General features: G+C 42.3%; 25 protein-coding genes. 6 read left to right on the top strand and 19 right to left on the bottom strand.

The window, feature by feature from the left end; genetic code table 11:
• Positions 1-95: 95 nt before the first annotated feature.
• From NSS82_RS15765 to NSS82_RS15745, 5 genes are all read right to left on the bottom strand, one after another.
• Positions 96-1136 carry a hypothetical protein gene (locus NSS82_RS15765; RefSeq protein WP_076272499.1) on the bottom strand — a complete coding sequence of 347 codons (1041 nt, stop codon included), beginning with the start codon at positions 1134-1136 and terminating at the stop codon, positions 96-98.
• Positions 1137-1373: 237 nt separating this feature from the next.
• On the bottom strand, positions 1374-2375 hold the full coding sequence (locus NSS82_RS15760) for a Gfo/Idh/MocA family protein (protein ID WP_076272498.1): 1002 nt from the start codon (positions 2373-2375) through the stop codon (positions 1374-1376).
• Between the two features lie 30 nt (positions 2376-2405).
• On the bottom strand, positions 2406-3494 hold the full coding sequence (locus NSS82_RS15755) for a Gfo/Idh/MocA family protein (RefSeq protein ID WP_076272497.1): 1089 nt from the start codon (positions 3492-3494) through the stop codon (positions 2406-2408).
• 30 nt (positions 3495-3524) lie between these two features.
• The gene (locus tag NSS82_RS15750; protein WP_076272496.1) at positions 3525-4286 is read right to left on the bottom strand and encodes a sugar phosphate isomerase/epimerase family protein; all 762 of its coding nucleotides are present in this window, start codon (positions 4284-4286) and stop codon (positions 3525-3527) included.
• A gap of 25 nt (positions 4287-4311) precedes the next feature.
• Positions 4312-5475 (bottom strand): Gfo/Idh/MocA family protein, encoded by a 1164-nt coding sequence (locus tag NSS82_RS15745; RefSeq protein WP_076272495.1) that lies wholly within the window; start codon positions 5473-5475, stop codon positions 4312-4314.
• 154 nt (positions 5476-5629) lie between these two features.
• On the opposite strand from NSS82_RS15745, the gene NSS82_RS15740 reads away from it, so the two are divergent.
• From NSS82_RS15740 to NSS82_RS15725, 4 genes are read left to right on the top strand one after another with little or no spacing between them, the layout of a single operon-like run.
• Positions 5630-6466 (top strand): AraC family transcriptional regulator, encoded by an 837-nt coding sequence (locus tag NSS82_RS15740; RefSeq protein WP_305953559.1) that lies wholly within the window; start codon positions 5630-5632, stop codon positions 6464-6466.
• Between the two features lie 29 nt (positions 6467-6495).
• A complete protein-coding gene (locus tag NSS82_RS15735; protein ID WP_254924520.1) occupies positions 6496-6777 on the top strand; it encodes a GNAT family N-acetyltransferase in 282 nt (93 codons plus the stop codon).
• A gap of 15 nt (positions 6778-6792) precedes the next feature.
• Positions 6793-7647 carry an SDR family oxidoreductase gene (locus NSS82_RS15730; RefSeq protein WP_076272494.1) on the top strand — a complete coding sequence of 285 codons (855 nt, stop codon included), beginning with the start codon at positions 6793-6795 and terminating at the stop codon, positions 7645-7647.
• A 22-nt stretch (positions 7648-7669) separates the two neighbouring features.
• Complete coding sequence (locus NSS82_RS15725; protein WP_036678189.1) at positions 7670-8560, top strand: LysR family transcriptional regulator; 891 nt, start codon at positions 7670-7672, stop codon at positions 8558-8560.
• A 24-nt stretch (positions 8561-8584) separates the two neighbouring features.
• Here the strand turns inward: NSS82_RS15725 and NSS82_RS15720 are convergent, their stop codons facing one another.
• From NSS82_RS15720 to NSS82_RS15680, 9 genes are all read right to left on the bottom strand, one after another.
• Positions 8585-9268: an ABC transporter ATP-binding protein gene (locus NSS82_RS15720; protein WP_036678191.1), complete on the bottom strand. Its 684-nt coding sequence runs from the start codon at positions 9266-9268 to the stop codon at positions 8585-8587.
• Positions 9265-10329 (bottom strand): ABC transporter permease, encoded by a 1065-nt coding sequence (locus NSS82_RS15715; protein WP_256718479.1) that lies wholly within the window; start codon positions 10327-10329, stop codon positions 9265-9267. The genes NSS82_RS15720 and NSS82_RS15715 overlap by 4 nt, the downstream gene beginning before the upstream one ends.
• A gap of 123 nt (positions 10330-10452) precedes the next feature.
• Entirely contained in the window at positions 10453-11829 is a 1377-nt protein-coding gene (locus NSS82_RS15710) for a sensor histidine kinase (protein ID WP_076272492.1), read from the bottom strand.
• On the bottom strand, positions 11826-12503 hold the full coding sequence (locus NSS82_RS15705) for a response regulator transcription factor (protein WP_036678199.1): 678 nt from the start codon (positions 12501-12503) through the stop codon (positions 11826-11828). Before NSS82_RS15705 ends, NSS82_RS15710 begins: the two co-directional genes overlap by 4 nt.
• Before the next feature lie 71 nt (positions 12504-12574).
• Entirely contained in the window at positions 12575-13381 is an 807-nt protein-coding gene (locus tag NSS82_RS15700; RefSeq protein WP_076099327.1) for an NAD(P)H-binding protein, read from the bottom strand.
• 17 nt (positions 13382-13398) lie between these two features.
• Positions 13399-13848 (bottom strand): MarR family winged helix-turn-helix transcriptional regulator, encoded by a 450-nt coding sequence (locus tag NSS82_RS15695; RefSeq protein WP_076099328.1) that lies wholly within the window; start codon positions 13846-13848, stop codon positions 13399-13401.
• 144 nt (positions 13849-13992) lie between these two features.
• A complete protein-coding gene (locus tag NSS82_RS15690) occupies positions 13993-15186 on the bottom strand; it encodes a metallophosphoesterase (protein WP_036678207.1) in 1194 nt (397 codons plus the stop codon).
• 152 nt (positions 15187-15338) lie between these two features.
• Positions 15339-15749 carry a bacteriohemerythrin gene (locus NSS82_RS15685; protein WP_051491008.1) on the bottom strand — a complete coding sequence of 137 codons (411 nt, stop codon included), beginning with the start codon at positions 15747-15749 and terminating at the stop codon, positions 15339-15341.
• A 150-nt stretch (positions 15750-15899) separates the two neighbouring features.
• Entirely contained in the window at positions 15900-16769 is an 870-nt protein-coding gene (locus tag NSS82_RS15680; RefSeq protein WP_036678210.1) for a cation diffusion facilitator family transporter, read from the bottom strand.
• Positions 16770-17018: 249 nt separating this feature from the next.
• On the opposite strand from NSS82_RS15680, the gene NSS82_RS15675 reads away from it, so the two are divergent.
• Positions 17019-18377 carry a PQQ-binding-like beta-propeller repeat protein gene (locus tag NSS82_RS15675; RefSeq protein WP_076272490.1) on the top strand — a complete coding sequence of 453 codons (1359 nt, stop codon included), beginning with the start codon at positions 17019-17021 and terminating at the stop codon, positions 18375-18377.
• A gap of 37 nt (positions 18378-18414) precedes the next feature.
• Here NSS82_RS15675 and NSS82_RS15670 read toward each other — a convergent pair whose 3' ends face one another.
• On the bottom strand, positions 18415-18918 hold the full coding sequence (locus NSS82_RS15670; protein ID WP_036678216.1) for a ferritin: 504 nt from the start codon (positions 18916-18918) through the stop codon (positions 18415-18417).
• 127 nt (positions 18919-19045) lie between these two features.
• Between NSS82_RS15670 and nagZ the strand changes: the two genes are divergently transcribed.
• Entirely contained in the window at positions 19046-20344 is a 1299-nt protein-coding gene (gene nagZ, locus NSS82_RS15665; protein ID WP_341109829.1) for a beta-N-acetylhexosaminidase, read from the top strand.
• 18 nt (positions 20345-20362) lie between these two features.
• Here the strand turns inward: nagZ and NSS82_RS15660 are convergent, their stop codons facing one another.
• The 4 genes from NSS82_RS15660 to NSS82_RS15645 are packed head-to-tail and all read right to left on the bottom strand — an operon-like array spanning position 20363 to position 26216.
• A complete protein-coding gene (locus tag NSS82_RS15660; protein ID WP_076141684.1) occupies positions 20363-21451 on the bottom strand; it encodes an efflux RND transporter periplasmic adaptor subunit in 1089 nt (362 codons plus the stop codon).
• A gap of 30 nt (positions 21452-21481) precedes the next feature.
• Positions 21482-22870: an ABC transporter permease gene (locus NSS82_RS15655; RefSeq protein WP_170914247.1), complete on the bottom strand. Its 1389-nt coding sequence runs from the start codon at positions 22868-22870 to the stop codon at positions 21482-21484.
• A complete protein-coding gene (locus NSS82_RS15650; RefSeq protein ID WP_036678220.1) occupies positions 22860-23579 on the bottom strand; it encodes an ABC transporter ATP-binding protein in 720 nt (239 codons plus the stop codon). The genes NSS82_RS15655 and NSS82_RS15650 overlap by 11 nt, the downstream gene beginning before the upstream one ends.
• Positions 23580-23618: 39 nt before the next feature.
• A complete protein-coding gene (locus NSS82_RS15645) occupies positions 23619-26216 on the bottom strand; it encodes a hypothetical protein (RefSeq protein WP_076105596.1) in 2598 nt (865 codons plus the stop codon).
• Positions 26217-26325 lie beyond the last annotated feature (109 nt).

Below are 26325 nucleotides of genomic sequence, written 5' to 3'. Positions count from 1 at the left end.
TAATATCTACTATTATATGAAAAAAATAAAATATTTAAAAGCTTGTAAAAAAGATAGAAATAAGTCCTCAAGATTTATGGAATAAAAAAGCTGTATCATCCCCTGTTCTCATTGTAGACAATTCCGTTTTGATATCCCAACCCTACTATTGTTTTTTGAATTTCCTGATCTACTTTTCTTTTAAAAGTTGCAAACTCTAATGTAGTTAAGCCAATTGGAAGCTCTTGTTCTATAAATGAATCAAAATCGATCGCCGTTTTGAAAATACGAAGCTTGTGCAGAAAAGGTAAATGCTCCATTCCCGTCAAATGAGCCAATGTTTTACAATTCATAATCGTTAGCTCTTCCAATGTCTTCATCTGCTGATCAAAGTTAATCTCACGTAGCTGGATTTGATCTTCAATCACAAGCTTTTTTAACGCACGAAAAACCGAAATATTACTCAGATCATGAAAGCCACGGACTCTACAAATTTCCAGGCTCTCGATCTCATTCTCTTCGATGTCCTGAATATGTTCTCTGCCTCCAAGTAAAATGCGAAGTTCTTTCAATTTCTTTAGCCGATTAATAAAATGTAAGGGTTTGTTGCTGATGGAGTGCAGCGCGAGATAGGTAAGATCCTCCAGATCTCCAATAGCATCAAGGTTTTTAACCTTTCCTATTACATGCAACTGTTCTAGACGAGAGAATTCTTTTAGGTATTCCAGATTAAGCGTCTTTTTCTCCGAACTAATATTTAAAATGCTTAAAGACCGCAACGTATCTATACTCAGTATCTCCGAATTCTCAAGCTCATAAATACCCACGCTCAGACTATACAGGTTATTCAGCTTAGCCAATACGTTCGTGTTATGTGACTGTCGAAGACAATTCAGCAGCAGCATTTTAACATTTGGAATCTGCAGGAGTGTCTCACAATCAAAGGATACAGAATAATGGCCATAAAAACGCACTCCAAAATTTTCATCAAAACGCGCGCAAAGCTCATTTACTTCATCCAGAATCGAGCCATAGGTCGATGGATCAGAGAACTGAACAATCACTTGGTTGCCGCTGTACAAGTCTTGCTGAATCTGAACTGGATCTAGTGAAATAGGATCATTGATCAGAATCCTTCTTTTCCATGTAACACTCATTCCTAACCCCTCCTACCTGCCGTTAATCATCATTTTATATTTATTGTAAATCTACGAATTACTTACCCAAGAACATAATTACATAAATCAACCCCATGGACAAGCTAAAAAGGTAGGTTATAGAATATTTAGAGTTCCGTTGATTTATGAGGATTGAGAATAATTGATTCACATTAAAAATACAATAAGCTGTATCATTCGTAGAGTAATCTACTTTTGATACAGCTTATTTATTATTTATTCAGCCTTTTGCGATGAACTATAAATCCCCGCCACCAACTCCAGCGCTTTTATCCCTTCAGAACCATCCAACCAAAACTTTTGACCCCTGGCGACATGCTCATAGAAGTCCTCAATCAGTCTCTTATGCCCGGTACCCCAATAGGATTTACCTTCCGTAGCACTAAATCTAGGCTCACACAGCAAGGTTTCCTTTCCATCCTTCCAAAGATATAAATGATCTCTGCGGAGGTTGATAGTACCTTCTTCAAAAACTAGCTCCAGCTCCACTGGAGAATTCTCCAGATAGGTATTTGTACCATAAAAGAGCCCTCTGACATTACTAGTGAAATCGATGCAGGCATGGGCGGTATCTTCTACCTCTATGACCCCATTTAGCACATCCGTGGTAATACTGCCTTTCACCGATGCCACCTCTCCACCAAACCACTGAAGTAAATCCAGTGTATGAATGGTTTGGTTAATTAGCAGACCTCCACCTTCCGTAGACCAGCGTCCTCTCCAGTCACTATCGCTATAATAACTTTCGCTGCGGTGCCAGGTCACGATTCCTTTCATGCAGTGCAGCTTCCCATATATTCCTGAATCAATGACCTGCTTAATATATATGGAGGCATCATTATAACGGTTCTGAAACACCACACCAAGCTGACCTGTGCTTTGCTGTGCGGCTTCAAGTATTCGTCTGGCTGAAGGAAGATCTGCCGCCATAGGCTTTTCGGTAAGGACATGTTTTCCTGCTTGTAACAACTCCGTAGCCATTTCTGCATGTAAATAATGAGGCGTACAGAGATGTACAACATGAATACGGTCATCCTTTAAAATTTCTCTATAATCATTAGTAGCTTGGCAGTCATATTCTTTAGCCGCATGTAATGCTTTGTCAGCATCAATATCTGCAACTGCAAGTAGGCTCACACCATCGATGCCTGTTAATGTTTTTGCATGTAGAGGGAAAATGGCTCCGCATCCAATAATGGCTGCTCCAAGTTCTTTCATCTATATTACCCTCCGTTCATCATTCAATCGTTATCTGAGTATTGCCGGGGTTAGATTGATCGCTTGTTCTTGAGCCTTCAGACATAGCTCGGCAGCTTTGAACACATGGCTCTGTGTCATCGCCAGCTCTGTCCGATTCAGACAGTCAAGGATTAGCTCACCAAAGAAAGGAAAACCAACCTTCCCAGCTACATGCTCATAATGTTCCCCTTCCCCATTGACCCAGTACACATGATCCGGTGTATTTGAACGACCCATATCAGTATATTTACGCAGTTCAATATATCCTTCAGTACCCATAATCATCGTGCGCCCGTCTCCCCATGTGCCCAGCCCATCAGGCGTAAACCAATCCACGCGAAAATATTGTGTTGCCCCATTGTCACCTACAAGAGTAGCATCACCAAAATCCTCTAATTCGGGATAAGTCGGATGGTTGTAATTGGCCACTTTACTATGAATAACCGAAGCATCCTGACAATCTGCATAATACAAAAATTGTTCTATTTGATGACTGCCTATGTCACACAAAATCCCACCATATTTCTCCCTTTGGAAAAACCATTCCGGCCGGTTAGGAGCATTTAGACGATGTGGCCCTAATCCAATGACTTGCAGGACACGGCCGATAGCTCCTTGCTGAATCAGCCGCCCAGTATAGATAGCGCTTTCAACGTGAAGGCGTTCACTGTAGTAGACCATATATTTCTTATTAGTTGCTGCTGCCACTGCTCTAGCGGATTCAAGCTGTTCCAGGGTTGTAAAGGGTGCTTTATCCGTAAAATAGTCCTTCCCGTGAGCCATTACTCGATTGCCTAAAGGTCCGCGTTCAGATGGAATTGCTGCCGCTGCTATTAATCGCACTTCGGGATCTTCCAGAACTTCTTCCACAGATCCAGCAGCTTTGACACCGGGATATTTACTAATAAAATTTCTGACCTTTTCCTCATCCGGATCATATACCCATTTCAGCTCTGCCCCTGCTTCAACCAGTCCGTTACACATCCCGTAAATATGACCGTGATCTAGGGCAATAGCGGCAATGATGAATTCACCCGGCTTCACTACTGGTTTGGATTCATATGTTGGTGCATAGGTCATCCCATTTTTCCGATTCATAAAACCCCTCCTAATCAGTATTACTCCATTCTATAACGTATTAAGAAGATAACGCAGACTGATCTCCAAGCTTTCAAAAGGATCACGACGGCAAACATCCTGCTCCACTACGAACCATTCAACACCTGTTTCGCGACAAACATTGATAATTTCTTTATAGTTCATATTCCCTTCACCGATTTCAGCAAAGATCTGTTTTCTATTAACAATCGCCATATCTTTTAAATGCACTACCTGCATTCTGCCTGCAACTTTGCGTATCCATTCAGCCGGACTCCCTCCGCCTGCTTGAACCCAATATAAATCCAGCTCAAAACCAACGGCAGGATCAGACTCAGTGAGCAGAATTTCCATGCCAGTCATTCCATCAAAGCGCTCAAATTCAAAATCGTGATTATGATAAACAAATTGCAGATCATGTTGATCTTTTAAAGTAACTGCAATGTCCGACATCAGCTTTGCGAATTCACGGTAACCATCTTGTCCCGTACGGAATTTTTCCGGTAAACTTCCTAGTCCAATATTTTTGCAGTTCCACAGCTTATGTTCAGCGGCTAAAGCATCCAAATCGTTCGTTAGGCGATCCCATGACACATGGGTTGCACATATTGCCAGACCTGATTCATCCGCATACTCTTTTACGAGTTTCGGATCGATTGGCCCGATGCCTGAAATCTGAATAGCTTCATAACCCATAGCAGAGACCTTTTGAAAAGTGGATCTTAAATCCTCCGCAGTTTTAGTAAAATCACGTAATGTGTACATTTGAGCAGCAATGGTTGAACGATTCATAGGATCTTTCCTCTCTGATTAGAATTTAATGAGTTCCCTTAACATCAAAGGTTTGGGCGACTGTGGTTTCTTTGTTGAAGTTAGAATTCTCTACCTTTTCCATGAGCTTCTCATAAAATAAATCTTCATCAATCGGTAACTCCACCCAATCGTCGGTCCAAGCCGATAAATACATTCCATTAGATAACGTTAGACCGTGAATACCTTCCTCACCCGGAGCTAACAATTTCTCATCGTGTAGAATGGCATTCGTAAAGTTCCGCAAAATTCCTTTATGCTGTTCACCGCCACCTTCTTCTACAGGAATCTCACATTTCCAACACTCTGGGCTGCCGAATCCTCCCGTAAACTCTGCATTGAATTGCGGCTCCGGCGTGCGTAGACGCCAAAAGGTTAGCTTCCCGTCTTCCACTACGATTTTTCCATGATCACCAGTAATTTCGAAACGGTTAGTTCCCGGTGCTTCACCTGTTGTGGTGATAAAAAGCCCTGTCGCACCATTTTCATATTCCACATAAGCGGTTACATCATCTTCAACCTCAATATTGCGGTATTTACCAAAATGACAAAACGCTCTGATCCGCTTAGGCATCATACCTGTCGTCCACTGCCATAAATCTAGTTGATGAGGATCTTGATTCAGCAGCACCCCACCACCTTCGCCTGCCCATGTAGCCCGCCAACCACCGGAATTATAGTAACTTTGTGATCTGTACCAGTTGGTGATGATCCAATTTGTGCGGCGGATTTCGCCTAGTTCACCAGACTTTATGAGATCCCTAAGCTTTTGATATAAAGGATTCGTCCGCTGGTTATACATGATTCCGAATTTGCGATCAGACTTTGCTGCAGCTTCGTTCATCTGCTTAACAGCTTTGGTATAGACCCCAGCCGGTTTCTCTACCAATACATGATAACCATATTGAAAAGCCTCGATAGCTAAAGTTGGATGATCATAATGTGGAGTACAGATTAATACTGCATCTATGAGATGAGACTCATATAACTCTTGGGGTGTTGCAAATTTCTGTACACTTTCCGGTAAATGCTCTTCTGCCCATTTCAAACGTTCTTCCCTTACATCACATACAGCTGCAAGCTCAGCATCTTTAATAAGATTCAACAGACTTTGTGCATGTGCACTCCCCATATTCCCAATTCCAATAATGCCATACCGTACTTTATTCAATCAGATCACTTCCCTATTTGAGGTTATGTTATGAGAATATACTTAATTAATAGACATGAACATGATCGAAACTAAGCATTATTTGCATAATAATAAGATGATTTAGTTAAATAAATTCGTTATAATAAGGATAATCAAGTCATAGAGGAGCTAGATGATGAATAATCCAGGTAACCTTACCGGCAGATTCCTCCAGAATCTTACCGTAAAAGTGACCCATGCCCAACTTAGAAGCGGATATAGCGGGTGGAATCGTACGCTGGAAACCCCAACATTTAATCGGCTGTATTTTATTGACCGCGGTGAGGGAAAAGTTATCATTAACGGTGTTACTTATTATCCGAGAGCAGGTCAGCTAATGATCATGCCCGCAGGAAGCACTCAAACTACAGAAACGTCAATGAATGATCCCTATACACGCTATTTCTGCCATTTTGATGCTGATATTGGGGAGTGGCCCTTATTCCATTCGGCAAACAAACTGTTTATCTGTGATGCGCCCAACCCAGATTCCGTACGGGTTATTTTCACAGAAATGATCGAACAGTTTCAAAAAGATGATGTATTGTCCATTCTGCGTACTCAGGCGAACGTCCTCAATCTAATCGCTACTTGCCTTGAATCGAACGAGAATATCAAAACAGACTTTATGCAAGAATTTATACATACGGGGGATCAAGGAAAGCTCGCCTATGTTCTTCAATATATTGATGAGCGGCTGGATAAACCCATAGAAATAGAAGAGTTAGCAGAAATTGTCCACTTACATCCGAACTATTTCATCCCCTACTTCAAGAAATTTATAGGGGTTCCCCCCATGCATTATGTACAATTGAAAAGAATGGAGCATGCTAAAAGACAGCTTTCTTATAGCAATTTCAGCATTTCAGATATCGCGGAGCAAGTAAGTATGGAATTAGCCCATTTCTCTAAATATTTCAAAAAGACAATAGGAATCTCCCCTTCTGCCTATCGTAACAGCACTAAGTAAATTTATTAGGGAATGTCCGGATCTATGTGTTGGAACAATTAGGAGAACGACTACAAGAAATCGGAACCCATAGAGATCATGCTGTATATGTAGCTGAATCAGATCACCGATTGGTAGGATGGATACATGCGACCGTTCGAATTTTGCTTGAGTCTCCTTCATTTGTTGAAATCGGAGGTCTTGTTGTTGATCAGACTTGCCGCGGAGAAGGAATTGGCAGACAGCTTGTAGAAACCTGTGAACGATGGGCAATCCAAACAGGGATTAGTTCGTACTTGATAAGGAACTTTAATCACACTCAGGACTTTTAGGGAGGCTCAATGGTTATGCTAGAATTAACTTTGCATCCAACATTAGAAAGAAAAATCGCTGTGATTACCGGAGGAGCCGGTGTATTATGCCGGGTTATGGCGCTAGAGTTAGGTCGACAAGGAGCTAAAGTCGCGATTCTAAATCGTACCGCAGCTAAGGGAGATTTGGTTGCCGCTGAAATTACTGCCGCAGGCGGTCAAGCAATTTCACTTTCCTGTGATGTTACAGATCAACAGAGTGTTATGAAAGCCGCAGAAGCTGTTAAGAATCACTGGGGTCCTTGCGATCTATTAATTAACGGTGCTGGCGGAAATGATTCCTCAGCAAATACGACCCAAGAGATTTTCAAAAATGATGACCTGGAGAACCCGGACATATTCACTTTTTTTGACCTTAGTGTAGATGGATTTCGCAACGTGATGGACCTTAATCTGATTGGAACATTGATCCCAACCCAAGTTTTTGCCAAGCAGATGCTCGGCAGAACGGGCACATCTGTTATTAATATTTCATCCATGAGCGCACCTTCTCCAATGACCAAAGTACCTGCCTACAGCGCTGCCAAAGCAGGAATTAATAATCTCACCCAGTGGCTCTCCGTTCATTTCGCTGAGTCTGGTATACGTGTGAATGCCATTGCCCCTGGCTTTTTCCTTACTAAACAAAATGAGAAGCTGTTGGTTCGTGAAGATGGCGAGCTTACAGACCGTTCCCAAAAAATCATCTCTCATACTCCAATGCGCCGCTTTGGACAGCCGGAGGATCTGCTTGGCACACTACTCTGGTTAGCAGATGAAGCAATGTCCAGCTTTGTGACCGGAGTTACCATCCCCGTTGACGGTGGATTCTTGGCTTATTCGGGAGTATAGACTAATCTAATGAGGGATTAAAATGATTGTAGATCCATTACGCGTATTCGTTACTGTAGCTGAACTGAGTCATTTTTCCAAAGCAGGAGAAGCGCTGAATTTATCTCAACCCGGTGTCAGTCTGCATATCCGGAATCTTGAGAATGAGCTCGGTGCTAAACTCCTGCATCGTTCTTCTAAACAGGTTAGATTAACAGAAGCCGGTAGTATTCTTTATAAACACGCCAAACAAATATTGGCTCATTTCGATGAAGCAAGTCAGGAAATCCATATGCTTCAGGACGAAGTCACTGGGAGTATACATATCGGCGCTAGTTTTACTATTGGTGAATATATTTTGCCGGCAAGACTTGCTGATTTTGCCAATCAATATCCGCAGGTCAAGCTGCAAGTGACGATAGGCAATACTGAGGAGATTATTGGAGGCGTTAAATCCAACGAACTGGACATAGGGTTTATTGAAGGCGAGGTCCATGAGAATGATCTCAACGTCACTCCTTATATGAAAGACGAGATGATTATGGTCGCCCCTGCTACCCACCCTCTGTCAAAAGCGATTTCTGTGGAGCAGAGCATGTTGCAGGATCAGGTTTGGGTGCTTCGCGAGCATGGCTCGGGCACACGAGCTTTCAGCGATCATTTCCTACAGGAGGAAGATATTTCTGTTAAAAGATCCTATGTCTTCAACAGCTCTCAAGGTGTTAAAGAAGCTGTGGCCTCCGGTCTCGGAATCGCCATGCTCTCCAGATGGATTGTACGGAAGGAACTGGAAAGTGGTGAGATCAAGGAGCTGCCAATCAGGCAACATCATCTGGAAAGGCAATTCTCGATCATCCGACATCAAGAATGTTCTTCTTCCTTAGCTACCGATGTCTTTATAAAAAAGCTACTTGTCTTTAGAAAAGACAAGTAGCTTTTTTTCTTCCACACTATGAAATTATACTTGATGTTCAACCAAATGCCCGTCTTCCAGATGCAGAACGCGGTCACACCATTCGAGCATCCGTTCATCATGAGTGACCATTACCGCTGCTTTCCCCTCACTCTTCACCTCATCAGCGATCATGCGTACAACTTCTCTTCCGCGTTTGAAGTCCAGACTGGCTGTCGGTTCATCTGCAAAGAGAATCGCTGGTTTATTCATCCATGCTCTAGCGATAGCTACACGCTGCTTCTCCCCACCGGATAGCTGCTCCGGATAGTGATTACGCCGTTTCCAGATATCCAATCGTTTCATCAAATCGGCAGCCCGTTCCTTCGCTTCCTTAGCACTCATTTTCCCCTGCTTAGCTACAAAAAGGAGTTGCTCCTCTACCTTCAAATAAGGCAATAGTTGAGCGCTTTGGAACATAAAGCCTATCTTCTCTAAACGGAGCTCTGTCAGCTCACTTTTACTTTTATCTGTAAGTGATTCTCCATCTATAAAAATCTCACCGCTAGTAGGTGTTAGAAGCGCACCAGCCGCTGAAAGGAATGTACTTTTCCCTGTTCCCGAAGGTCCAAGGACAGCAACGAATTCCCCTTCATTAACGATCAGATTCAAATTGTTCAGCACAGACACCGTTGTGTCGCCATCACCGTAGTTTTTGGTTACTTGCTTCATAATTAGTTTTGCACTCATGCTCCAGCCCTCCCAATAGCTTCTAATGCATCTACTTTTGCCACTTTAGCGACAGAAATTAGTGATCCTAAAAGAGACATCCCAACGAATAAACAGCTGGTTAAAAGAATGGTGGAAGGCTCTAGTTGGAATGGCATCGAATCTGGCAGGACCTTATTCATCCCAAAGGTAAGCAGTAAGCTAATGCAAAGACTTGATATAGCTAAAATCATGACCTGCCCTACCACGCTCCAAGCCAAGTAAGACATTTTAGTACCCATCGCCTTCAGAATACCAAACTGACTTGTTTTCTGAATCGTAATGACATAGAAGAATACCGCCAGAACAAACGCTGCGATCACAAACAGGAAAACAATCATCATTAGCAGTGAACCCTGCTCTGCCGAGTAGCCCGGAATATTGGATATAGCTACTTTTTGCGTAATGACCTCTACATCTTTTACATTCGTTGAAATCTTATCTACTTGATCAGCATTCGCATTCAGGGCAATCACATTAAACGGTACCGACGAAGAGGTTTCTTCTCCTTGGTTAACCCCCTGCTTCATAGCTTGCCAATCCTGATTGTTGATATAAACTACTGGGGTATGGCTGTATGAGCTATCCTCAACAAAACCTGCAACAGTAAATTCCATCCCGGTTGCCTGATCACGAATAATACTGCCAAGTTTGATTCCTGACTGTTCGAGGTCACGATCAACAAGGACTTTACCGTTTGTCTCATTAGTAATCTTGTCACCTTCAACTACTTTAGGGGCTAATAACCCATTCATATCTACTGCAAAAAAAGTAATATCTGCTTTAACGTCTGCATCATTAGCAGTGACAGTGCTCATCTGCATTGCAAGTGAAGACGCATTATTGTCTCCAACTACTGCACGTACATTCTGGAGCTCCGTATCTGTTAACTGAGAACGTCTAAAGGTCTGATCCGCATCACCTTGTACTACAAAATAATTCGCCGGCATGTTCTCTACTGCAGAGATATTTGCATACGCTAATCCTCTGGCTAGTCCCGTGACGAAAAGTACAAGAAAGGAAACCAATAACATGATAACCATAATTAATAGGTATCTGGCTTTAGAATGTCGCATTTCCCTTAAGGCTAAAAACATATTACCACTCCTTCTAATCTGTATAGTCACAGTTTAGAAGATGAAAATGAACGGAGTATGAATAATGAATTACAAAAGCGGAAGTGTAACTGTAAAGGTAGTCCCTTCACCCAAAGTACTGGTTACTTCAATGTTTCCGTTATGCGCTTCTACGATTTTTTGAGAAATCGCAAGTCCAAGTCCGCTGCTATGTGTTTCATGCGTTCGTGCTCGATCTACTTTATAGAAACGATCAAAGATTAACGGTAACTCCTCGGCTGAAATGCCTTCACCAGTATCCGACACAGAAACAATACAGTTCTGTTCCACTAGCTTCGCGGAAATCATAATGGAACCTTCAGCAGGTGTGTATTTTATGGCGTTGGAGAGCAGGTTCATCCATACCTGGAACAATAGATTTGAATCACCTAGAACGCTGATGTCAGCAAGATTCAAACGCACGGCCAGTTGTTTCTCCGTTAATCTCCATTCCATGATTTGTACGACCTGTCTTAGTTGTGCACGCAAGTCTGTCGACTTTTTCTGTATGGAATTAGGATCATAATCAAGTGAAGACAAGGTAAGCAGCTGTTTGCTAAGCAATGAAAGACGATGGCTTTCTTGGTCAATAATATTGAGATACTGTAACCGTTCATCCTCAGGTAAGGTAGAATCTTTTAAAGCTTGGGCAAATCCCTGAATAGATGTTAATGGCGACTCAATTTCATGCGATACATTAGCGACAAATTCCTGACGTGCCCGATTTGTTCGTTCCAGCTCCCGGCTCATAATCATAAAATGGGAAGCTAGCTGACCAATCTCATCACGCCGCCACGTATTCAATTTGATATCGTATCTGCCTTTTGAGATCCGTTTAGTGGCCGTCGTCAAACGTGTAATAGGTCTAACTACATGTAGTACGCTAATCATTACAAAGCCTAAGCTAAACAACACGGTGAACCCAATGATCACAGCGAAAAAGACGCGCAGCTCACCGAACTGTACTTCAGCATCCGGACGCATAAACAAAGCATACGTCTCATTGTTTACTTTTACAGGAACACCAATTGAATTACGCAGTTGATTATCAAAAAATCCGGTAATAAATGCACTGTCCGGGAAATCCGCGACCCCATGATAAATTTGCCCATTCAGAACCTTCTCTAGTTGCTGCTCATCCAAATCTTCTTTTCTAAAGGGCTTACCGTAGAATCTTGATTCCCCTTCAGCATCAGTTAAATAGATTTTATAACCCAGCTTGGCTATACTCCGCAAATAATCCTCCATCGTTTCCGGATGTGATTCTGCGAATTGTTGAACCTCGATAGCCATTCCGGTAAGTTTGGCATCGTTCTGAGATTTAATCTGGGCTTGATAGTAAATATTAGACACCAAAAATCCAAGAAGGCTACTCACCACAATTACTGAACAGAAGACAATACACATCCGGACATACAAGGATCTCATACGTTAACCATCTCCAATTTATAGCCAATACCTCGAACTGTTCGGATCACAAAATCTTCCTGATAATCTACGAAGCGCTGACGCAAACGTTTGATATGTACATCGACTGTTCGCTCATCACCTTCATAATCCATGCCCCATACCAGTTCAATTAACTCACTACGTGTATATAACCTGCCTGGATATTGCGCCAATTGAGCCAGAAGCTCAAACTCTTTTACCGGCAGCAGCAGAACCTCATCACCATCGGTTATTTCATAATTTTTGCGATCAATAACTAGAGAATTTAATCGAATCCGATCATCTGAAGCAATGGAATAGCGGCGGAATAAAGCTTTGATCCGAAATAGCAACTCTTCAGGCTCAAAAGGCTTCGTTACATAATCATCCGTCCCCCGCAAATAACCTTGCTCTTTATCACTCAGCTGCTGGCGTGCTGTCAATAAAATGATCGGTATATCATACGTTTCTCTAATATGCTGACATAGCTCTAACCCATCTACATGTGGCATCATTACATCTACGACCGCTAAATCCGCAATACTGTCCTGCAATTTATGTATCGCATCTCGGCCATCACTGGCCTCCATCACCTGATATCCTTCCCTTGTTAGTACATGTTTTAATAATGTTCGAATATTCACATCGTCATCTGCTACTAAAATCTTCTTCATCATTTACACTCCCTGAATAATGGATGAACTCATAGTAACAACTTTATAACGATAGAACAACTAAAGTCAGATCAAACAAAAGGCTTGATACTCTCTCTAAGTGTGGTAACCGGCCGCTCCATCAGTCTCTCCAGATCTTTTGATGTAGAAGCAGTGTCTATCTTCGCAAGAAACGAATATATCCAATGTTGAACGCTTGAATCCTCGCGAAACGTAATTCTTTTCCCTGATAACTCTGATAATACATCAACTAATTCGTTAAAGTCCCAAACGCTAGGTGCGGCTAGTTCGTAGATTTGGTTCTCATGTCCACTTGTTGTAAGAACCTTTGCCGTAGCTAAAGCGAGATCCTCACGAGTGACTGAGTTAAACTGCCAGTTCCCTGGGTAAGTGGTTAACTCGCCGCTTTCCATGGCTTCCTTCAACCCAAGCACACCCACAAAATCTATATACAAAGCGTTACGCAGAAACGTATAATCTATCCCTGATTCAAGAATCATCTGCTCAGTTAGTAAATGAACATGATAAGAAGGAATCGGACCTTTGGGGGGAAATGCAAATCCAGTATAAAGCAGATGTTTCACATCGGCTTTTTTTGCTGCATGAATGACCTGAGCATGCTGATTTAATCTGATCTTATCATCGGTATGAGAGCTGGAGATTAGAAGTAACGTTGTGACCCCTGTAAAAGCTTCAATCAGCGAATCTAACTGGTCATAATCGCCAAAACGGACTTCGAACCCTTTTTCTAAATAATTAGCAGCTTTCTCTCGCTGACGAACACAAGCAATAACTTGACTAGCCGGAACATACTTCTCAAGGTTCTCCATAATTAAGCTGCCTAATTGGCCTGTGGCTCCTGTAACCATAATCGACATACATAACACCCTTTCTGTTATTCGAATGTACTCAGTTTTTGTAATAAAAAGATAAGTTGGTGCAGCTCCTGATCATTCAGATTCTGCATTCTCTCTGCAACAGCCTGACGATTCTCTGGAAGATGCTCTAAAAGTAATTGCTTGCCTTCACTTGTAATCGAAATGACGCTTTTTCTGCCATCCTTGGTATCATTCGAACGGGTTATTAATCCATCACGTTCCAATGGTATTAACAGCATGCTTATATTAGCTTTGGTAACTCCAATAATTTGAGCCAATGTAGAAGGTAAAATCGCACCTCCTTGTTTAGAGATCTCCACCAAGATACGAATTCTTGCTCCGTTCAATCCTTTCGACTGCCAATATTTCTCAGAGACAGAAACCAAATTTGCAGTAGCTTCAACTAATGTAAAAAATGCTTTGGTATGCAATGGCTGATTCAGCACAACTTGTTGTAAATGATCCATATTCTATAATTCAGCTCCAATATAGTTAAGTCCTTAACTTTTTTTCAAACATACTACAATCCCCATGCGTTGTCAAAAAAAAGAAGCTGCCTCACCTAGCAGAATAAATCTGCTGATGAAACAGCCTCTAAATATAAACTCACCTTAGATTAACACCGTTTTTGTGGAAACAGGCTCTTCACTGTATTTTTTAGAACCCTCCAGCATAACCTCCAGCTTAATGATCTCCGACCGGCTTGCTAAACGAATTGGGGGTCCCCATGTTCCATAACCTGACGACACGACTACATGCAAATTGTCCTTACGAAGATATCCCCAGTCCAGCTCGAACAAACGTTTAGTGATCCAGTGATTTGGAGCAATCTGTCCTCGGTGTGTATGACCAGAGAGTAGAACGTCTACCCCAGCTTGAGCGGCTACGTCGAAGCCTGTAGGCTGATGATCCATCATAATCACAGGACGTGTAAGATCAAGTCCTTCGAGCAAGGAGCTTACACTTTGTCTGCCACCGGCTTCCATCGCCTCGGCTGTCTTATCTTTTCGGCCTACAATATAGGTTCCTGCGACTTCTTCAACCTCATCTTGCAGGACCTTGATCCCAATACTACTCATCAAATCGGTATATTCCTTAATTGATCCACCATAATATTCGTGATTGCCCAGTACTGCGTAGACACCATAACGAGCTTTTAACTGTTTAATCTGTTCACTCATACTATTGCGTATAAAAGGTTCAATGCTGTCATCCAAGACATCTCCAGCCAGCAAAATCACATCGGGTTGCATAGCGTTCATTTGTGACACCATTTTTTTGAGATGACGATTGCCCACGATATTCCCTAAGTGCAGGTCTGAAGCAACCGCGATCGTTAATGGCGTACTGGTGCCAATGGATTTATCAATAGGAATGGAATGTGTGCGGATCACGGTACTCCAGGCGTTGATTGAACCCCAGACCAGAAAAACTGCCAATAATATCAGAATTGTCCCGCCCGCTTCTGCGATGTAATAGGTACGATCGATTCCCGACCATCCCAGTATCACGTATAATAGGTCTGCCAAAGGTAACGTAATGATAGCAAATTCCATACAGGCTAGATAATACGATCCAATAACTTTAAAGAATCTGGCGATCGGTTTAACCGATTTTGGCCATGGAATCATTCCAATGACATACGCAAAAGCGATGAGTATAAATAATGTCCAGAATACTGCTGACGAAACACCTGAAAACCATTCATCAATAAGCAGCCAACCGTGATAGCCAATGTAGAAATTAACAAGACCCAGAATGAGCAGCATAGCGAATCCTGAAGCTAACATTCGTAATGTTTTCATCGTTTCTCTCCCCTTTACCTAACTACTTCTCTACCTCTTATCTCAAATCATAACACAAACCGTTAACCCAGTATAAACTGCAATGCGGTGTTCGGAAAACATCGGAACTAAAAAAAGAAAATGCCCTTCGGCATCTTCTTTGGAGGTTTATCTTATATCGCTTTATCACGTGTGGCCATACATTGACCAATCAGCTTATCGCATTTATTGATGTGATTTATCAGCCAGTCTGTTAACGTTCGATTAAGCTTGATGGTTGAGAGTACGGACACTCCCTTTGTTTTGACCGTTTCTTCCAATTCGAGAACTGCCTTCACGAAATCAGCATGCGTCTGACGATGTTCAGCTAGTTCAGGGAAGTTGATCTCCTCCATCAGCTGCTCTTCATTACTGAAATGTTCAATCGTGTATTCTTTCAAGAATTTCAGCGTTTCCTCAATCTTTTCTTTTCCTTGCTGATTACTGCATGCTTCAAAGAACTCGTTCAATTTCGCTAACAACTGTCTGTGCTGGCAGTCAATTTTTTCTACACCGATATCATATGAATCTTTCCAAGCGATCATGAAATCACCATTCCGTTTCTTGAAAATTACATTTCAATTTTATTTTCCACCTTTCTCCACAAAAGAACTATTAACAACATCACAGGCGTCTATATTCAACCTTTAGCTGTACATATATCACCTACTGATTTGGTACCTATTTAATAATCTCTACTTCATCACGGGTTCGATATGTACAAGTACATTGGAAACTTGGTGCCGGTCTTTTAACTGTTCTTCAATTTCTTCCGTAATATCATGGCTCTGCACCACACTTAGCTGAGAATCCACTAGTACAGTTGTGTCTACTAATACGTTATTCCCATGGATACGGGCTTTGATATCTTTTATGGATTGTACGCCATCAATTTCTGCCACAGTTTCTTTCATCTGTTCAAGCTCTTCCGCATCAAATCCGTCCGTTAGATCATGCGTAGCCTTGCTAAAGATATCCCATGCCGTCTTACAGATGATTAGTCCGACAATGATAGCTGTAAGCGGGTCAAGCCAAGGAACGCCTAAGGAGGAAGCCACAATTCCGATAAAAGCGCCCACGCTAACTATAGCATCTGATCGATTATCCAGTGCTACTGCCCGCATTGCGTTACTGTTAATGGCGCGGGCCAGCCTAATATTATACATATAGACAGCCATCATAACTACAGCACAGCCCACTGCCGTCCATGCCGCTATAAGATCAGGACTTTCCAGTGCTGGTTGAATAAACTTGTTCACAGCTTGATACAAAACTTGAAGCCCTACCGCAATCATAATGAATGAAGCAATTAATGAAGCCACGGTCTCCGCTCTAAAATGCCCGTAGCTGTGGTTCGAATCCGGCGGTCTTCTGGAAATCTTCAGGCCAATTAGTACCGCGATAGAAGCAATAATATCGGTACTGTTATTCAATCCATCTGCAAGCAACGCTTGAGATCCTGAGACTGTACCTATGAACAGCTTGATAGCTGATAAAAAGATATAAGCAACGATGCTTAGCCAAGCTCCTTTTTCGCCTTGTTTAATGTCGTTATAAGTTTCCAAAAAAAGAACCCCCAAAGAATAGTATTGTTCTATACTACACTTTGAGATTCGGGTGGGTCTAGAGAAACAGTGTTGCTACGGGGCGTAATAGTTCCCTCTGTCAAATAGAGTTGCAAGGTCGTAACTGTTTTGCAGAACGTAACATAGTTTGCCCCCGTTCAACTTTGCTTCCATTCTTCTGGAATAGTAACTTTTTGCTATTTTTATTGTCTAATTATAGTAATGACAAATTTAAAGGAGCGTGGAGTGATGATTCAGTCTTTGCCGAAGAAAATTGTTACATGTTTAGCTATAGGGAGTATTTTAATTCCAATAACAAACAGTGGATCAACGTCAGTCATTTCCGCAGAAAAAGCAGTTGTAAGCCTAAGTAACACTTATTACAGTGAAGTCACAGCCCCGATCCTAAAACCTGTTTGGTCAGCACAACTCGCCATTTTAAAAAAAGACAGAATCACCGGACAGGACATTACAGCACTCGCGGAAAACGGGAAGATCTTTGCGTTGCAGCGCAATGAAAAATTAACCGCAATGAATGTGGCAACAGGCAAAAAATTATGGGAGTTCGGAAGTGGATTAGCGCCGCTATTCACATACAGTAATGGATTTATCTACGGTCTGACCCAAAGCGGCTCCATATATGCCGTTAGTGAGGCAGGTAAAAAAGCATGGTCGGCTTCCATAACACTCCCCAAAGCTACAAATATACAGCGTTTAGGATCTACTATTTATGTTACACAAGAGGAACAATTAGCAGCAGTTGACGCCGTAACCGGAAAGATCAAATGGAAGGCTGTAGAAAAAAGTAATAACTTTACAGGCTTATCAGATCTCATGGAAACAGATGGGGTCGTTATTCGCAGCTATCTGTCTCAAGGGGCCTTAACAACTGCTGGACTAGCCGCCTATGACAGTCTGACAGGAAAAAAACTATGGGACCAGACCCGGCAATGGATGCCGTTAGCAGTGAAGGATGGACTTCTCTACTCCATTACGAATACATTTATGATGGATGATGACCCGGTAAATCGTAAAGTCAAAGTATCCGTGTTCAACATAAAGACGGGAGAATTAAAAGGAGAACGTTTATATAAATGGACAGATACCGAGAATAAGGATGGTGTGTACACTTATAATGGGATGAATGGAAACGCGTTTTTGGATGGAAAAGACTTTTATATCTTTCAGGGTAGTAAGTTTGTGAAATATGATTTCTGGAATTATTCTGCAGAGGGTAAACCGGTGCAAACCTGGACCTCGATGGTTAAAGAAAAAGACTCTCCACTAAACCAAGTTTATCAACAAAGAATGTTATTTCAAAATCAAGATAAAGGTACTTTATCCGCACTTAAGCTAGGAACTGGACAGCTTGTCGACCTCAATATTGGAGAGAATTCAGTGGTACAGACGGATCTGTTCGGAAACGTGGTTTATAGTGGACAATCTGATGGCCTATTTCATGCTTATGACATGTTAACTCTGAAGCCTATTTTCACTGTGAACACAGGCTCTCGTAACTTCGCCCCTTCCCTCAAAACTGGAGGGATGCTGATGATTCGGACGGATAATAAGCTGCTCGCCATTAAACTTCCTGCATATATAAAATAAAAAAGCCTGATTTCTCAGGCTTTTGGGCTTCAATAACTTATTCAGCCGGAGCTGTAAAAGTACGTGCAGCAAACTCGGCATCCAGCATGTAGAAGGCGTTGCTATCTTTATCAATTCGTTTCAGTTTACTGATGATGTTGCTAAAGAGTGCTTCTTCTTCTACTTGCTCGTCTATAAACCATTTCAAGAAATAAATCGTCGCATGTTCACGCTCATCCAGAGCAAGATCAGCCAAATGATAGAACCGTTTAGTGTTCTGTTGTTCATGCGCGAAGGCATGTTCAAAAGCATCTAACATCGAGTTATATTCGTTCTTCGGCTCTGGTAGTGCTTCTAGCGTAGCACGGTTATCCCGATCGTTAAGGAACTTATAAATCTTCATGGCATGGAACCGTTCTTCTTCGGCTTGAATTAGAAAAAAGTTTGCAAATCCATCCAGACTTTCGCCGGAACAATAAGCAGCCATCGCTAGATAAACATGAGCGGAATAAAACTCGAAATTCATCTGTTCATTAAGTGCTTGTACTAATCCATCTTTCATTGGACCGTCACCTCATTATTCAAATTTAATATGTAAATATTTAAGTTTATCTTATCACCGTGCTTCTAAGTCAGCAAGGATTCCTCTCCCAATATCTAATTTAGCTAACGAAAGGACGACTATTCAGATGATTAGATTGACCCGTCACAGCCTAAAGCCTAAGATTTCCGGTACACTCTTCATTATTGCAGCTATGGTGTCACTGTTCCTCATAGCTGGCTGTTCCAATAGCAGCAATAATTCACAATCTGAAGCTACCGCTACACCGACCTCCCAATCCACACCTTCACCAACCGCTAGCTTGGCTCCCCCCCCCTCAGCAATCAGCGATCCAATTGCTCTTCAGGTTGCTGAGATGACTTTGGAAGAAAAAATCGGACAAATGCTCCTAGTTGGAATTGATGGAACTGTCCTTGATGAGCAAGCTAAAAAGATGATTACCGAAGACAAAATCGGTGGAATCATCCTCTATAAGGACAATATTAAAAACCTGAAAGGGATGATCAGTCTTATCAATTCTATGAAAAAGAGTAACACTGGCAACCCTGCCCCACTATTCATGAGTGTGGATCAAGAGGGTGGAAAAGTCAGCCGGATGCCTAAAGAATATGCTACATTCCCTTCTAACGGAACAGTGGGTGCAAGTAATGACGCTGCTGCTGCCGAGAAAATGGGAAAGCTGCTCGCAAGAGAAGTACGTTCAGCCGGATTTAATATGAACTTTGCTCCCGTTCTCGATATCAATAGCAATCCAGATAATCCAGTCATCGGAGATCGTTCGTTCGGTAATGCTGCTGGCCAAGTCATTCAACTAGGGATTTCCGAAATGAAGGGAATTGAGAGTGAAGGCGTCGTTCCTGTTGTCAAACATTTCCCAGGACACGGAGATACCTCTGTCGACTCCCATCTGGCTCTGCCGATTGTGAATAAAACAGCCGGTCAGCTAGCCGAATTAGAATGGCTCCCCTTCCAAGCAGCCATTAAAGAGGGGACGGACGCCGTAATGGTCGCTCATATTTTGTTTCCAAAATTAGATCCAGACAAACCTGCATCCTTATCGCGTACCATTATTGGTGAACAGCTTCGAGATGAAATGGGCTACCAAGGAATCGTAATTACAGATGATCTAACCATGGGAGCCATCATGAAGAACTACGATCTGGCTGCTGCAGCTGTAGATACTGTGAATGCAGGTAGTGATATTCTCCTTGTCGCTCATGGCTATGATAATGAAAAACGGGTCATGGACTCCCTCCTGCAAAACGTAAAAAACGGTAAGATTCAAGAAACACGGATTGATGAAAGCGTCTATCGGATCTTAGCCTTAAAAGCCAAATATAACCTTTCCGATGAGCAAATCCCGGTTCCTGATCTTACCGATCTTAATAAAGATATTAACGTTTGGCGTCAAACGATTGAGAAGTAAATCAAGCGTTAGTCATTTTTACTGAAGAACAACAACATCTCCAACCTTCAACCCAGAGAGAACCTCTGTTTTGTCCGTTGTTTCCAGACCCACTTCGATATCTTTTCGTTCATATTGCCCGTCCCCTTTATCCAGCATAACGTAGGAGAGGTCTCCTTCATGCATTACAGCTATGCTGGATACAACGGTGGCATTTTCTTTGCGAACTGTTTCAATTTCTCCGTTTAAGCTTAAGCCACCGATCAAATGCTCGTCAGGCTGCAGCGTGATCACCACTTCGAATTGAGGAACTGAACTGGTAGTGGCATTCTGACCTGAAGCAGTCTTTGCAAATTTCGCTACCTTCGTAACTTCTCCAGATAACTTCAAATCTTTTATAGCTGTCATTTTTACGTCGACCTTCATGCCTGTCTTTATACGGAAGACGTCTTGTTCACCTACAAGAGCAATGAATTCAAGCTTGTTCATATCTACTATTTTTCCGATATATTGATTATCTGTCACTGTTTGCGGAATTTCGCTTGCACTGTCAAATAAGAAAATGCCGGATGCCGGAGCATAATAAAGTGCTGTTTTGAGTTTGGCTTTTTTCTCTGTTAATTCGCGTGCCTGTATTTCGGCATTGACCTGATTAAGCTCGTCCCCTAGCCGTGTTGCTTCTTGGGCTGTGAGTGCTTTAATCCGTTCTGCTTCAGTCGCACCAAGGGCTGCATTCTCCTCATCTTGCTGGCTCACAAATTCATTCAGCTCTGCTTCCAGCTTTGCTTTTCGGATAGTCGCCTCTTGTGTAGCAATCTCATTCTTTAAGGCTTCCTGATCGAGAGTAAACAGTAAATCGCCTTTTTTGACTTGTCCACCGTTCTCAACCTTCCACTTTGTCACCTTTGAAGCATATGGAGCATAAACAAGCGTTTCTTTCTCATAATTAGAATTACCTTTAACCTGTATGGAATTGGTAATGGTCTCCTGTGTGACCTCAAAAGTTATTGCTTGTGGGGGTTCAACAGGCTCTAACTGCGCTTCAGGCTTATACATCTTATTGTATAGAAAATAACCTGCTGCAATTATAATCAGTACCAATACTATCCACTTGATTCTCCTCTTCATCACTTTGGCTTCCTTTCAACTTAAAAATAGCTAATCCCGTTTAATCGCCGTGAGTGCATTCGTTCTGGATGCACTGATCGCCGGATAAATACCTGATAATACCCCTGTCATTACCGCAAATGCGATCCCTACCGGGAGAGTCATCAGAGGAATATAAATCACCAAAGGCTCGCCTCCACCCATTCCTGAAGAGGTACCGATGAGCTTATTAATTCCTAATACAATCAAGTATGAAAAGACTATACCAAGCAATCCGCCCAACATCCCGAGCAATGCCGCTTCTGTAATGAACATATTGCGGATCTGGCCCATATTGGCGCCCAGCACTTTCATGATACCGATCTGCCGCCGTCGTTGATGAGTGGACATAGTCATCGCAACGATAATGGAGATCGAAGCAATAATTAGAATAAATACACCTACACCGAGAGCCGCTTTCTTGACCATGCTGAAGGTATCAGCGAGTGCCTCTTTTTGATACAAATTCGTGCTTGTCGTTAGTGTAAGTTTCTGAATAAGCTTCTCTAGTTCCACGATATTCTCAGTGCTGTCTACCTTTACAATCGCTGAGTTATAGACACCCTTTTGCCCAGCGGTTCCACTCGATAGCTTCATTTGTTCTACAAGCCGCTCGCCAGTCTCTAGTGACACATAGATCTTCTTGTCGTACATAGCCATATTCTCGTTCGTTCCACTCGGGTTGTCGAGGATCCCCACCACTTGAATCGGTGAGCTAACTAACATCCCTCCGGTTTGAGAGGCGGGATCAAAAGATTGTAATTGAACCTGTTGCTTGTACATATCTGTTGGAAGCATACTTAAGCTGTTGTACTGTTCCATCAACTTATTGTTATATGGATCTGTACTCAGTTGTTCAAAAAGCCGCTGCCGAGTTTCGTTATCAATCAGTCCAACGGTTGCACCATAGTTCAGTACAGCCATTCCCACTAAATCAGAAGCCCCGCCTTGTTTGAATTTCTTATCATATTTCGTTAACAGGCGTAGATCGGTTCCAATAAGCTGTACATCTGTTATTTTATTATCGATAGTCAACATCTGTATGTACCCTAGCTCTTGAAAGGGAGCTGCTGCAGTTACATGCCGCAAGCCTTTAATAATCTCCAGCTTTTGCGCCGTCAGCCTGCCGGGATCAAGCTTTTCATTGGCCGCAGACGATCCGCTGCCACCGCTGCCTCCTCCTTGGGAGGGTATACCTCCGTTGGGCGACACCGTAATTTCATCCATTTTGAAATTGCGGTTGATTTCCCGCTCCGTGTAGCTCTGTGCGGAGTCTCCTATACTTAATGCAACTATGATTGCAGCACATCCAATGGATATGCCAGCCATACAAAGACCTGTGACAACTTTCCGCCGTTTGACCTGTTCCCAAGCCAAGCGGGAAATATCACTAATCCTCAATGAGTATACCCCCTTCGAGTTCAGTATCCGAAGAAGTTTGGTTTTCAGTAATCATATATCCGTCCCGAAGCGTGAATATCCGCTGCATTTGCTCCGCGACTTTTAGCTCGTGAGTTACAACTATGAAGGTGGTCTTCATCTTCTTGTTCAGGTTAAGCAGGATATTGATAATTTCTTCTTCTGTCTTCGAATCTAGGTTTCCGGTTGGTTCATCTGCAAAAATAACAGACGGTTCCGTAATTAAGGAGCGCGCAATACTGACACGCTGCTGCTGTCCGCCAGACAGCTGGGAAGGGAACAAGTCGGCTTTATCAGGAATGCCGACCCCTTCCAACAATTCTAAAGCTTTTTGTTTACGTATAGAGGGTGCAACGGATTGAAAAACCAGCGGCAGCTCTACATTTTCACGGACTGTCATGCTAGTAATCAGCTCATACGCTTGAAAGATAAACCCGATATTTTTTCTGCGAAATTCCGATAACTTATTCTCACTCATCTTCACGATATCTTGATCGGCAATATAAATATGGCCTTCAGTAGGCTTCATTAGTCCTGCCATCAGATTCAGCATCGTTGACTTACCGGAACCCGAGCTCCCCAGCAGTGCTACCATCTCCCCCTCTTTCACAGAAAAGTCAATTTGATGAAGCACTGCTGTAGTTTCATTACCGTTTTTATAAGAATGCGTTACATTTTCCACTCGCAACATTGGAGCTGCTCCTCTTCGTACAATAATAGATATGAAATGCTATTTCTCAGTTACAACTGCTCTATCAATCTTGATGTTATAAGCTTGACTAGCCAGCTCGATCCGTTCGCCTTGGAATTCATCGTACAGCGTGATCCGGTAGGTACCTCCTGACAAATTCTTATACATATTATTGCTAAAGCTTGCTGTATACGAGTTGTTGGTCCCTTCAAGAATATCAGTACCGATGTTCAAGCTTCGTTCCTGAGAAAGACCATATGGGTCCGTCATTTTCAGGACCAGTTTATGCGTGAAGGTACCCATATCATAGCTGCTATCACGAAGAAGATTGTAATTCATAACTATATTTATAGAGTCACTGCCTTGTAATGAGCGCCCTTCTGAACTTAGAACGGACATGGTATACGGATAAATTGCCACCTTCGTCAAGTTTTTCTCTGGTGGAGTGGTAACCGGATTTAATGACAGTGAAGCCATATTAATAAATCCAGTGGATTCCTGACCCGGTTCCGTCAGCTTATTCCCAGTAATCCCTGGCCCTAGGAACAGGCTAACATCAGAAGTATTAACGGCCTTCGGAACCTTCGCCCAGAAGGTGATTAATTGCTTACCGCCCGGAGTAGCAGAAGTATCTGGTTGATTGGCTGTAGCTTCGAATAGCTGACCGTCTCCCGTTTTGTAATAAGCTTGGAGGCGAGCCATTTTGCTTTGTCTTTTCTCTTCACTGCTCATAAGGAGCTCTGTGTATACGAGATTGGAGTTAAGTCCTTCATAAATAATGGTTTTGTTCTCTTGCACTTTAGCGTTCTTACCTTTACCAGAGATAACATAACTTCCTCCAGTTTCAATAGAAGCTACAGCGTTCATCATGCTGTTAGTAGTAACTGATAAGAACGAGCTCTTCTCTTCTTTTACCATAGAATAAAGATTTAATTTTAGTTTATCGAACTCTTGTGTATAAGGAATTTTGGCAAACACATAGATTTCAGCGTTTTTACCTGGTCCAATCGTTGAAGTTTCCTTATCCATAAACAGTTCCGTTGAAGATGACATGTCCTCATTGTCTACCTGAACAGCTCCCTTTAATTCCGGCAGAGACAAGGCAACCGATTGGGTATTCGTAATATTTAATCTGGCAACTACGATATCGTCGTCTTTCCATGGAAAACGCTGTAAGGAAACTAAACTGTAAGTAAACGTCCCATATTCATTTGTAGCTCTATATTCGAGCCCTTTCTGTATCTCTGGACGCAAGGTATAGGAGATTGTAAAGTAAGCAACCGGAACAGTTAGTTTAGCTGTGTTGCCCGTAACGACATTGGTTCCACCAGTGCTTCCAGTTCCTGCTCCGTCTCCGGTAGTTCCCGTCTCACTATTATCTGGAGCAGAAACAGCCTCAATCATCTGCAATTGCAGTGAATTCTGTTCTACTTCAAGGGGGACTTGTGCGGTAAGCGGGATGATTTTTTCCTCCAGAGGTTTTATGGTTAATCCGCTCAAGCCCTTAGAATTGATCGGAAAGGTTGTCCCAGTTGAGGATTTGACGGCAAGCTCATAAGAAGGTAACGTAACGGCTGTCTTCCCTGTATTCTTCACTCGCAGCTGAAAAGACCAGAATCCCTTATTGTTCTCTGCGTATACGGTTGCGTTATTTAATTGTGTTTCAATCGTATTGTTATTGATGGTAATTTTCTTGATTACACCTTTGCCAACTACCAAATTTGGTGTTGTAGCCGCAGGCAGCTTGTACGAAGATTTGGCAATCTCCAGCTTCAGCGCCTCATCCTTTTGGGTGAATTGCAGTTTCATATTATCCGTCTTCATATACGAAGGAATTTCTGTAAGATAATAAATGGTCTTTTTCTCTTGTGGCTGAATTTTATAACTAAGCTGAGAACGGTCAAGGGCTAATTCATACGAGCTTCCCCCTGCCGAGACCAAATATGCTGCGTAACCAGGATCACTTAATACTTTGCTGCCTTTATTGGTCAAGCTTATGCCCACCTTGGCATAAACCTTTCCGCTGTATTTGTAGAGCTCCAAGGATTCGCTTTTAGCAACAACCGGAATGTCATTCATTGTAGTGCTTACAGTTTTACCGTTTACAGCGGTTGGCGAATAGTTGGCGGGTATATTAAAAGTTCCTACTTGCTTGAGATACCCCTTGGTTTTGGAATCCCAAACGTACATTGGAATCTTGATACCTTTTAACGAATTTACCTGGCCGACATTAACATAATATGTAACGCGCAAGCTTTCATTAGAACCCACTTTTTTCTTAGTAGAGTCAGCACTTAGTGGATTCCCTGGAATGACAGAGCCGCCAGAGGTCATAACTCTCGAAAAATAATACAATAGGCTAGCACTTTTGTTGCTGCCATTCGAATAGTTAATTGTATAAGTTAAAATATTGCCTCCAGGTTGTGACCAAATATTCACATCTTCCAGTGTAGCTTTGATATTAGCTCCTAAAGAAACGGAACCCAGATTACTAGGAGCTGCTACAGTTGCAGCAGCTACCGCAGATTTTGGCTGAACAGAACTAACTGATGCAGCCGAAGCGGTATGCCCTGTCAACTGGCTTATGACAAAGGTGCTTAAGAGTAAAACAACATATGTACTGCTATGCTTTCTCATTGACTTCCCTCCACGAGTATTTTACTAGAATTATTATAGTGGTTAGAGCAGATCCAATTGTATCCATGTTGTAACACTTACAGGCCTTTTGTAACCTATTTGTTCCAAT

The sequence above is a fragment of the Paenibacillus sp. FSL H7-0735 genome, from assembly GCF_038008505.1.
GTDB lineage: Bacteria > Bacillota > Bacilli > Paenibacillales > Paenibacillaceae > Paenibacillus_AQ > Paenibacillus_AQ odorifer.
The sequence above is the reverse complement of the archived record's forward strand: the minus strand, read 5'-3'. Positions and strand labels throughout refer to the sequence as shown.